Source organism: Mycobacterium sp. ST-F2, assembly GCF_001905655.1.
Classification (GTDB): Bacteria; Actinomycetota; Actinomycetes; order Mycobacteriales; family Mycobacteriaceae; genus Mycobacterium.
In genome coordinates this window covers 46,250-54,810 of the sequence record NZ_JMHT01000051.1, presented here as the reverse complement: position 1 = coordinate 54,810, position 8,561 = coordinate 46,250, and the positions used below count along the sequence as shown (strand labels likewise).

At 61.2% G+C, this 8,561-nt stretch carries 11 protein-coding genes, 1 tRNA gene and 1 pseudogene; 9 read left to right on the top strand and 4 right to left on the bottom strand.

The window, feature by feature from the left end:
• Window positions 1–522: 522 nt before the first annotated feature.
• The 3 genes from EB75_RS18425 to EB75_RS18415 all read left to right on the top strand — a co-directional run bounded on the left by EB75_RS18425 (window position 523) and on the right by EB75_RS18415 (window position 1,597).
• Window positions 523–750: a type II toxin-antitoxin system Phd/YefM family antitoxin gene (locus EB75_RS18425; protein ID WP_073696771.1), complete on the top strand. Its 228-nt coding sequence runs from the start codon at window positions 523–525 to the stop codon at window positions 748–750.
• Window positions 738–1,142 (top strand): type II toxin-antitoxin system VapC family toxin, encoded by a 405-nt coding sequence (locus EB75_RS18420; protein WP_286150241.1) that lies wholly within the window; start codon window positions 738–740, stop codon window positions 1,140–1,142. Before EB75_RS18425 ends, EB75_RS18420 begins: the two co-directional genes overlap by 13 nt.
• Before the next feature lie 101 nt (window positions 1,143–1,243).
• Window positions 1,244–1,597: a nuclear transport factor 2 family protein gene (locus EB75_RS18415; RefSeq protein ID WP_073696770.1), complete on the top strand. Its 354-nt coding sequence runs from the start codon at window positions 1,244–1,246 to the stop codon at window positions 1,595–1,597.
• 52 nt (window positions 1,598–1,649) lie between these two features.
• Here EB75_RS18415 and EB75_RS28875 read toward each other — a convergent pair whose 3' ends face one another.
• Window positions 1,650–1,886 carry a hypothetical protein gene (locus EB75_RS28875; protein ID WP_142239686.1) on the bottom strand — a complete coding sequence of 79 codons (237 nt, stop codon included), beginning with the start codon at window positions 1,884–1,886 and terminating at the stop codon, window positions 1,650–1,652.
• 73 nt (window positions 1,887–1,959) lie between these two features.
• Here EB75_RS28875 and EB75_RS18410 point away from each other — a divergent pair, with 73 nt between their 5' ends.
• The 5 genes and pseudogenes from EB75_RS18410 to EB75_RS30005 all read left to right on the top strand — a co-directional run bounded on the left by EB75_RS18410 (window position 1,960) and on the right by EB75_RS30005 (window position 5,326).
• Window positions 1,960–2,844 carry a hypothetical protein gene (locus EB75_RS18410; protein WP_142239685.1) on the top strand — a complete coding sequence of 295 codons (885 nt, stop codon included), beginning with the start codon at window positions 1,960–1,962 and terminating at the stop codon, window positions 2,842–2,844.
• Between the two features lie 218 nt (window positions 2,845–3,062).
• Window positions 3,063–4,325 carry an AAA family ATPase gene (locus tag EB75_RS18405; protein WP_168176067.1) on the top strand — a complete coding sequence of 421 codons (1,263 nt, stop codon included), beginning with the start codon at window positions 3,063–3,065 and terminating at the stop codon, window positions 4,323–4,325.
• Window positions 4,309–4,623 (top strand): annotated as a pseudogene (locus EB75_RS30190) (hypothetical protein); the annotation flags it as partial. The gene EB75_RS18405 and the pseudogene EB75_RS30190, both read left to right, overlap by 17 nt.
• A 45-nt stretch (window positions 4,624–4,668) precedes the next feature.
• Window positions 4,669–5,046 carry a hypothetical protein gene (locus EB75_RS18400; RefSeq protein ID WP_286150240.1) on the top strand — a complete coding sequence of 126 codons (378 nt, stop codon included), beginning with the start codon at window positions 4,669–4,671 and terminating at the stop codon, window positions 5,044–5,046.
• A gap of 148 nt (window positions 5,047–5,194) precedes the next feature.
• Window positions 5,195–5,326: a hypothetical protein gene (locus EB75_RS30005; protein ID WP_286150239.1), complete on the top strand. Its 132-nt coding sequence runs from the start codon at window positions 5,195–5,197 to the stop codon at window positions 5,324–5,326.
• A 100-nt stretch (window positions 5,327–5,426) separates the two neighbouring features.
• On the opposite strand, the gene EB75_RS18395 is transcribed toward EB75_RS30005, so the two are convergent.
• The 3 genes from EB75_RS18395 to orn form a co-directional block, all read right to left on the bottom strand.
• Entirely contained in the window at window positions 5,427–6,041 is a 615-nt protein-coding gene (locus EB75_RS18395; protein WP_073696766.1) for a DUF8453 domain-containing protein, read from the bottom strand.
• Window positions 6,042–6,134: 93 nt separating this feature from the next.
• Window positions 6,135–6,207, bottom strand: a tRNA-His gene (locus EB75_RS18390).
• A 50-nt stretch (window positions 6,208–6,257) separates the two neighbouring features.
• Complete coding sequence (orn, locus tag EB75_RS18385; protein WP_061002188.1) at window positions 6,258–6,887, bottom strand: oligoribonuclease; 630 nt, start codon at window positions 6,885–6,887, stop codon at window positions 6,258–6,260.
• 80 nt (window positions 6,888–6,967) lie between these two features.
• Between orn and EB75_RS18380 the strand changes: the two genes are divergently transcribed.
• Window positions 6,968–8,551, top strand: coding sequence for a helicase HerA-like domain-containing protein (locus EB75_RS18380; protein ID WP_073696765.1), 1,584 nt, complete (start codon window positions 6,968–6,970; stop codon window positions 8,549–8,551).
• Window positions 8,552–8,561: the final 10 nt, after the last annotated feature.

Here is an 8,561-nt window from a genome sequence, read left to right as displayed (position 1 = left end):
CGCGTGAACCACGCCAGATCCGAAGTCCACCACTCCCCGGGACGCTATCGTGAGCGCGGCGTAGGTCGTTGTCGTCATGCATCGCTGGGGACCCTTCTGTGACGCGGGAAGGGGCTTCAATCAGTAGCCCAGTGCCAAGCATGGCGGCGAGCACCGACAAGTAAGCGTCACCAGGAAGGCGCGCGCGCCCAGTCGCCCGTGCCCACAGGGCGTCTAGTGCAGCCATCGCTGTCGAATGGTCGTGGGCGGTCATCGCTTATTCAGCGGTATTGGCGGATTTCGACGCTTTTCAACAGTTCTCATGGCATCGGGTTCGTCGGATTTTGTCCTGGTAGACGGTGATTTTTCCGAACTTGTTAGGTAGTGCTAAGAAGCGTCGACTACTTATCAGCGGGTCCGGGGTTCGAAACCCTGACGGCGCACAGATGCGAAAGCCCCTTCCTTCGGGAGGGGGCTTTCGTCGTATTCAGGGGGATTGGTTACTAGGTTGACCAACAAAGTTGGTCAACCTAGGCTGGTTGTATGGCTCAGACGGTGAAAGTGCAGGACGCGAAGACGCGATTGTCTGCGCTACTGGCGGAAGTCGAAGCTGGAGCCGAAATTGTGATCGCCCGCGGCGACGTGCCAGTCGCGCGCTTGGTGCCGATCACCCCGCGTGGGCCTCGGGCGATGGGGTTCGTCGCGTATCGCGTACCGGAGACCTTCTTCGACCCGCTGTCGGAGGAGGAGCTCGCGGCGTGGGAGAGCTGAGGGAGGGCTACCTTCTCGACACCCATGTGCTGCTTTGGCTGCTGACTGAACCTGCCCGGTTGTCTGATGCGGCGGGGCGGCTGTTGGCGGACTCGTCGAACCGGCTGTACGTCTCGGCGGCATCGGCATGGGAGATCGCTACCAAGTGCCGGCTGGGCAAGCTGCCCTTGGCTGACAGCATCACGATGAACTTCGAACAGCACTTGCGGCGGGCGGCCGTTGAATCCGTTGACATCTCAACGGATCACGCGATCCTCGGTGGAGCCATCGGTTGGGCCCATCGCGACCCGTTCGATCGGGTGATCGCGGCGACGGCGATGGTCGAGGGTATCGCTCTCGTGTCTTCCGATGCGGCATTCCAGGACCTGAACGGATTGCATGTCATTTGGTGAAAAACCAAGCGGCAGAACATCGTTACCTCTGACGTAATCGACTTGCCGCGCCGCGGCGGCCAAGCTTTGAGCTGACCAACCCCAATGCGAAAGAGGTCAGCATGAACGACATCGTCACCGCGTACCTGAAGACGTGGAATGCCACCGATCCCGCCGAGCGCAATGCGCTGCTCGGCGACCACTGGACGCCTGAGGCGTCCTACACCGACCCGATGGCCGACGTGAGCGGTCACGACGCCATCTCCGGGGTGATCGGCGCGGTGCACACCCAGTTCCCCGGATTCGTCTTCTCGCTCGTCAGCGGACCCGACAGCCACCACAACCAGGCGCGCTTCCAGTGGGGGCTGGGGCCGGCGGGGGAGCAGCCGCCGATCGTCGGGTTCGACGTACTGGCGACCGACGGTGACGGCCGGATTCGGACCGTGCACGGCTTTCTCGACCAGCTGCCCGGCTGAGCAGCACAGGGTAAAACAAAAGGTCGGGGCGTGCGACGCACGCCCCGACCTGTCAGGGGTGGCTGACGGAATCACGCCGTTTGTGGCAGACAGAAGAGGAGCCTGCCTGTTGCGGAAGCGCTTCTATTTGAAGCGTGCAATAGCTGCAGACCGCCTGATCTGATCCGAAAGCATGGGCGATGCCACACATCGATACGCGGCTGAGCAGCCATCGTTGGGTCAGGTCACGATAGGCATAGGCATAGGCATAGGCATAGGCATAGGCATAGGCATGTGCGTGGCCGCGCATGGAGGAGTTAGAAGATACTGGCTTCGTGTGGCCCTTGCCCGCGTGCGGCCTGCGTGTGCGTAAGGATCGTGTCGTGATCAACGAGGACGAAGCAGCCGGCGAGGAATCCTCAGCCCCTGGTCTTGTGCTCTCGCAGGACCGGCAGCGCGAGTGGCTGAGTCTGGCCTGCACGGCTCGAGCCAGTGAGCTGGTCCTTAAGCGCGTGATTGGGCCGAAGCCGGGCAGCTGGTTAGACGTCATCGATCGCATTTACGAGAAGGAGAAGGCGTCAGTTTGGACTCGGTCGTATCTGCGCGCCGCGGCGGAACACCTGAGTTTCTGGTCCGATCGTATCGCTCCTCATGCGATCGTTCCGGGCCCTGCGAATCGCATACTTCTGAGGCCCTACCTCCTGCTGGGGAGAGCGGCGCTCGAGTCGGCTGCCCATGCGCTCTGGGTGCTGGCGGCGCCGCAGTCGACGGACGAGTGGGTGACGCGCTTCGTGCAGTTGATGGTGGGCGATTTCAAGCTGCATCGCAAAGCGCTCGTAGCCGGCGGACTCGATACCGCTCGGATTGACGAGCGTATTAGGGCGCACAACGCTCGCATCGATGGCATGTCTTCGCTGAAACCACCGGGAATGCCGCGATATCTGGATCTGGTCAGGCACGCGGCGACGGCTACAGAGAGTGACGAAAACCGGTGGGCGTACCTCTGGAACGCAGCCGCCGGTGCAGGCCACGGTCAAAATTGGTTCGGTGTTGAGGGATACATACTCCTAGACAAAGCTGAATACGAACCAGGGCACTATCGAACGGTTTCAGTTCCTAACCCATCGTTCGTTACCGAGACGATCGGTGCCGCGTGTGCAGCGCTGCATGCTGGCACAGCCCGTTGGCTTGCAGCCGGCAAACACGATCCGCAGATGCTCTTGGACGCGACCATTGAGGCGCATGATCGGTTACAGAGCAAGGAGTAGGTGAGGTCGCGACTCCTTCGGTGGCTGTACGGATTCTCTGCCGGGATCAATTCGATCGACTGCGCACGTGACGGTGGAGTGCGGGTGCTACTTCGCCGCAAAGCGCGAGTCGGCGACGTCTCCTGAGGGCTTGGAGGTCCGCACTGCTTTAGTCTGTGCTCGTAGAGGTAAGTGTTGCGACGTGCCAGAGGAAGTCTATGTATATACGCCGAGTCGCGTTGTCTGCCATCAAAGGATTCGACGAAGTAGACCTCAATTTCGAAGGTGAAAGCGAGTCGTTGGCTGGGTGGACGGTAATCACCGGGGACAATGGCACTGGAAAGACGGCTTTCCTGAAAGCCATCTCACTCGCGCTTTTAGGTCCGGAGCAGGTGATAGCACTTGTCCCTGATCTCCGGGGGTGGATTGCTGAGGGCGAGGACCGCGGGACGATCTCTGTCGAAGTTCAGCCCGACCATGACATCGACAAGACAAAGCGCGGTGGCTTCCCATCAGGCAACTTCTGGGCTGAAGTCGAAATAAAGCGAGACGGTGTGGTGACCGATATCGTGTCCGCGGATATCTACCGGCATAAGAAAAAGGGTGCTCTCAATGGTCCGTGGCAGTCTGTCACGCCCGGATGGTTCTCTGTGGGGTATGGCCCGTTCAGAAGAATGTACGGCAGCTCGCCTGACGCTCAGCGATTGATGATGCTTCCAGGTCGAGTCCCCAGATATGCCACTCTTTTCAAAGAAGACGCCACTCTCGCTGAAGGCGAAGAATGGGTGAAACAGCTGAATTACAGAAGGCTAGAGCAAAATAAGGACGACGAGATTATCCTCGATGCCTTGTTGAAGCTCGTGGGCGACAACTTTCTGCATCAAGGCGTCTCAGTTGATGAAGTGAATTCAGATGGAATCTGGCTTCGAGATGCTGCTGGCCATCGAATGCCTCTTTCTGACATGAGTGAAGGCTACCGTTCGGCGCTCGCAATGTTCATAGATATTTTTCGTCACATGACCGCCGTGTACGGTGTGGACGGTTTGATTTACAAAAATAGCGATGATCGTTATATACTTGATCGCCCTGGCGTTGTAATGATAGACGAAGTTGATGCGCATTTACATCCGGCGTGGCAACGCGAGATAGGTTTCTGGCTAAAGCAGCATCTTCCGCTCGTGCAATTCATCGTGACAACGCACAGTCCGCTCGTATGTCAAGCCGCCGATGCTGGTCGGATTTTTCATATGCCGTCGGCGGGTAATGGAGCCCCATTTAGGGTGTCGCAGGAAGAATATCGGAAAATTATTGCTGGCAAGCCTGATGAGATTCTGCTTTCTGACGCTTTTGGGCTGCCGCACACGCGATCACCGCGCGCCGTTGACGCACTCGACCGACGTGCTCGTTTGAAGGCGAAGGAACGTTCGGTTGGGCTTAGCGCGGAAGAGCAGCGTGAGTTTGAGCAATTGTCGCTCTTTGCAGTTGATGCGAGTCAGCCTTAGGATGCGAAGGCTCTCGCGGCTTGAATTGCCTTTAGAAGGCAGGCAATCGCTTTACGTTCGATCCAAGAAATGTAGCTCAGCAGAGGTTGCGCGGAAGATGTGGAAGCCATTTCGGTCTTCTTCTGAAATTGAGCCAGTTGTTTCGACTCTCGAACGAATGGCTGGCCCTCGGCAGCGGTGCGCATATTGCAGCGACTCGCATGCCTCTGACGTGGATCACTTTAAGCCAATTGCCTCGTATCATAAGTTGACATTCGCATGGTCAAATTTCATGTGGGTATGCACTCCATGTAATCGGAAGAAGGGTGCCAAGTTTCCTGTCGACACTAATGGCCATCCTCTGTTGATCGATCCAACCAAGGTCGATCCGTGGAAGCACTTGACGCTGGACACTGAGTCGGGCGTCATAGCTCCAAGGTATATGGGCGATGGTTTTGATTTGTTCGGCGATAAGACTCTGGAGACGTTGCCCACGATAAATTATGAAGCTGTCGCTGAAGGGCGAAAGCGCATTTGTCGAAGGGTTCGCGCTGCGGTAGACGTAGTCAATGTCGATCCGACGCGCGAAGCGATAAATGACCTATTGAGCGAGGTTTCGCAAGATGACGTTGGAGTATCGCGCTGGTTCGGCTTCTGGGAGGGCGCCGGAGAGCCGGAAATGGTTGTTCTGAAGCAAACTCGACACAGGATTTGGCGGCGATTTCTTCGTGCCTGCGTCTAGCCGGAGGTAATGCGTGGCATCGCTTCAGCAGATCAGAGGACGGCGCCTGCCATGGTAAGTCGAAAACTGCATGGATCTAGGTTTGCGGCTCTGGTGTCGGTTGGTACGCCTACTCTGCGCCCACCCACGCCACAGTAGGGTGTGTTCGATGGCATCGTTCGCCGACGACTTCGAGGAACAGGTCAGGCGTCAGGTCACCGAACGGTTCGACCGCAGCACCAACATCCCCGACGGTCTAACCGAGGATCAGGCGGCTCCGCTACACCATCAATGCATATGACAAGGAAGCCGGCGTCGAGTTGTCCGAGGACGATGTGCGCGCTGAGGTTCGCAACGCGATGGCCGGTCGCGAAACCACGTGATCGGGGACCCTCCGGCTGTCAATCGTCCGACAGCCAGGGGGAACCGTCGTAAATGACCGTCTCCTCGCCGTCTCGGTTACGCCTGGTGACCGACCACGTTTCGCCTTGAATCAAGGTCGGGTCGAGTGGGATGCGGTCGGAGTAGGGGTTGCCGTCGTCGTCGGTGTAGTTGAAGACGATCACGGTGTCGTGTGAAATGCCATCCACGTTGGTGCGAAACCCGGCTTCATCTCGGTCGTCGCTAAGCACATAGAACTCGTTCCGCGCGGTATACCCCGGCGTCCACACTCCGATCGGTTTCGAGTACCGGTGCCGAACGAACGGGATCACGCTTCGGTCACCGTCTGTGCTGTCATCGTGGGTCGGTAGCGGAGGGTCGAAGCTCACGGTCACGTTGCGCGCGAACGACTGTCCGGCGTTGGTCACCGCCAACGCGGCGGAATCCGATCCGGAGGGCCGTAGCGTCGCCGTCATCATCGGCCGTGTTGACCGCTGCGTGGCCTTGCGGTTGTGCCGCAGGGTCCGGACCGCCGTCGAACCAGTTACCAGCGCCATGGTTCCGCCGACTCCGGCCGCAGCGGCAGCGGCGCGAGCGGTTGTCCACCAGTGCCAAAAGTCGATCAGCCAAGCCATCTCCGAACCCCCATATCTCGCCGCTGTTGCATTGACCCGGAAAACAAACATCGCCTCACCCGCATGTGCGGGTGAGGCGATGTTCTACCTCGGGGTGGCTGACGGGACTCGAACCCGCGACACCCAGGATCACAACCTGGTGCTCTACCAGCTGAACTACAGCCACCATCGCCGCTCTGTAGGAGCAGCGTCGTAGATACTAACCGCTTGGGCCCGCTAAGCCGAATCGGTCTCCACCGCGTCGTTCGTCGGCGGCCCCAACTCGCCGGCGACGGCCGCGATTTCGCTGGTAGACGGGCCGGGCGCGGGCACGAACGCGGTGCCGCGGTAGTACTTCAGCTCGCGGATGGATTCGTGGATGTCGGCCAGTGCGCGGTGCGCGAGCCCCTTGTCCGGCTGCCCGTAATAGATGCGCGGGTACCAGCGGCGGCACAGCTCCTTGATCGAGCTGACGTCGATCATCCGGTAGTGCAGGAAGTCGTCCAGACGCGGCATGTCACGGGCGATGAAGCCGCGATCGGTGGCGATCGAATTACCGGCCAGGGGAGCGGTTTTCGCTTGCCCGATGTGACCGCGGATGTAGTCCAGCACCATCTGCTCGGCCTCTTCGAGGGTGACCGTCGAGGTCCGCACCTCGTTGATCAGGCCCGAGCGGGTGTGCATCTTCATCACCACATCGGCCATGCCGTCGAGTGCGGCGTCGTCGGTGTGGATCACCACGTCGACGCCCTCGCCGAGCACGTTCAGGTCGCTGTCGGTGACCAATGCCGCGATCTCGATGAGCCGGTCGGACTTGAGATCCAGCCCCGTCATCTCGCAGTCGATCCATACCAGTTCGTCACGCACGGTGTTCCAGACTATTCCCAGGCGCTCAACGGGGTGTCCATACCCGGCTACCAGCGACCCGACGAAGTAGGGTCAGGCGCATGACGACTGACTCGAGTGCATCCCCCGCGCAGCAGATCGCCGCTGGTTACAACGTCACCGGCCAGGCCCTGAACCTCGGCGCGGTGGTCGTCGACGGGGCCGTCGATCCCGCCGCGCAGGTCAAGATTCCGCTCGCCACGATCAACCGTCACGGCCTGATCGCCGGCGCGACCGGTACCGGCAAGACCAAGACGCTGCAGGTCATCGCCGAGCAGCTGTCGACGGCCGGGGTGCCGGTCGTGATGGCCGACGTCAAGGGCGACCTGTCCGGGCTCGCGCAGCCCGGCGCGGCCAGCGACAAGACCGCCCAGCGGGCGAAAGACACCGGCGACGACTGGACGCCGACCGCGTTCCCCGTCGAGTTCCTGTCGCTGGGGACGACGGGTGCGGGCGTCCCGGTGCGCGCGACAGTCACCAGCTTCGGGCCCATTCTGCTGTCGAAGGTGTTGGGGCTGAACCAGACTCAGGAGTCGACGCTCGGGCTGATCTTTCACTGGGCAGACCAGAAGGGGTTGCTCCTCGATGACCTGAAGGACCTGCGCGGCGTCATCCAGTTCCTGACCAGTGATGAGGGCAAAGAGGAGCTCAAGGCGCTGGGTGCGGTGTCTCCGGCCACCGCGGGCGTGATCTTGCGTGCGCTGATCAACCTCGAGGCCGAGGGTGGAGACACGTTCTTCGGATTGCCCGAACTCAAGCCCGAGGACCTGATGCGTCTGGACCCGCAGGGCCGCGGCATCATCACGCTGCTGGAGCTGGGTAGCCAGGCCGCCCGTCCGGTGTTGTTCTCGACGTTCCTCATGTGGGTGCTGGCGGACCTGTTCACCACGCTGCCCGAGATCGGTGACGCGGACAAGCCGAAGCTGGTCTTCTTCTTCGACGAGGCGCACCTGCTGTTCGCCGACGCGTCCAAGGCGTTCCTGGACCAGGTCGAGCAGACCGTCAAGCTGATCCGCTCCAAGGGCGTCGGCGTGTTCTTCTGCACCCAGCTGCCGACCGACATTCCCAACGACGTGCTCAGCCAGCTGGGTGCGCGCGTCCAGCACGCGATTCGCGCCTTCACTCCAGATGACCAGAAGGCCCTGACCAAGACGGTGCGGACGTACCCGAAGTCGACGGTCTACGACCTGGAGTCGGCGCTGACGTCGCTCGGGATCGGCGAGGCCGTCGTCACGGTGTTGTCCGAGGTGGGTGCGCCGACCCCGGTGGCGTGGACCCGGCTGCGCGCGCCGCGGTCGCTCATGGGCACCATCGGACCCGACGCCGTTGCCGCCGCTGCCAAGGCCAGCCCGTTGCAGGCGACCTATGGGCCGACGGTCGACCGCGACTCGGCCTTCGAGCGGCTTTCTGCGCAGCCGGCCCCGGCCGATGCGCCGCCCGCGGCCCCGGACGCGGTTCCCGCTCCCGTACCGGCCGAAGAGCCCGATCTCACCGCATCCGGACGCGTCGAGGTGGAGGCCGAAGGACCCGGCATGGTGTCGGAGGTGCTGCAGAGCTCGGCGTTCAAGAGCTTCCTGCGGTCGGCGGCGACCGTGGCAGGCCGCGAGATCACTCGCAGCCTGTTCGGCACGACCCGCCGGAGGTAGGTCGGCGCGG

Excerpts from the sequence above, each read along its gene's own strand:
- EB75_RS18425 (WP_073696771.1), top strand. The coding sequence starts at position 523 with ATGGCTCAGACGGTGAAAGTGCAGGACGCGAAGACGCGATTGTCTGCG.
- EB75_RS18415 (WP_073696770.1), top strand. The coding sequence starts at position 1,244 with ATGAACGACATCGTCACCGCGTACCTGAAGACGTGGAATGCCACCGAT.
- EB75_RS28875 (WP_142239686.1), bottom strand. The coding sequence starts at position 1,886 with ATGCGCGGCCACGCACATGCCTATGCCTATGCCTATGCCTATGCCTAT.
- EB75_RS30005 (WP_286150239.1), top strand. The coding sequence starts at position 5,195 with ATGGCATCGTTCGCCGACGACTTCGAGGAACAGGTCAGGCGTCAGGTC.
- EB75_RS18395 (WP_073696766.1), bottom strand. The coding sequence starts at position 6,041 with ATGGCTTGGCTGATCGACTTTTGGCACTGGTGGACAACCGCTCGCGCC.
- EB75_RS18380 (WP_073696765.1), top strand. The coding sequence starts at position 6,968 with ATGACGACTGACTCGAGTGCATCCCCCGCGCAGCAGATCGCCGCTGGT.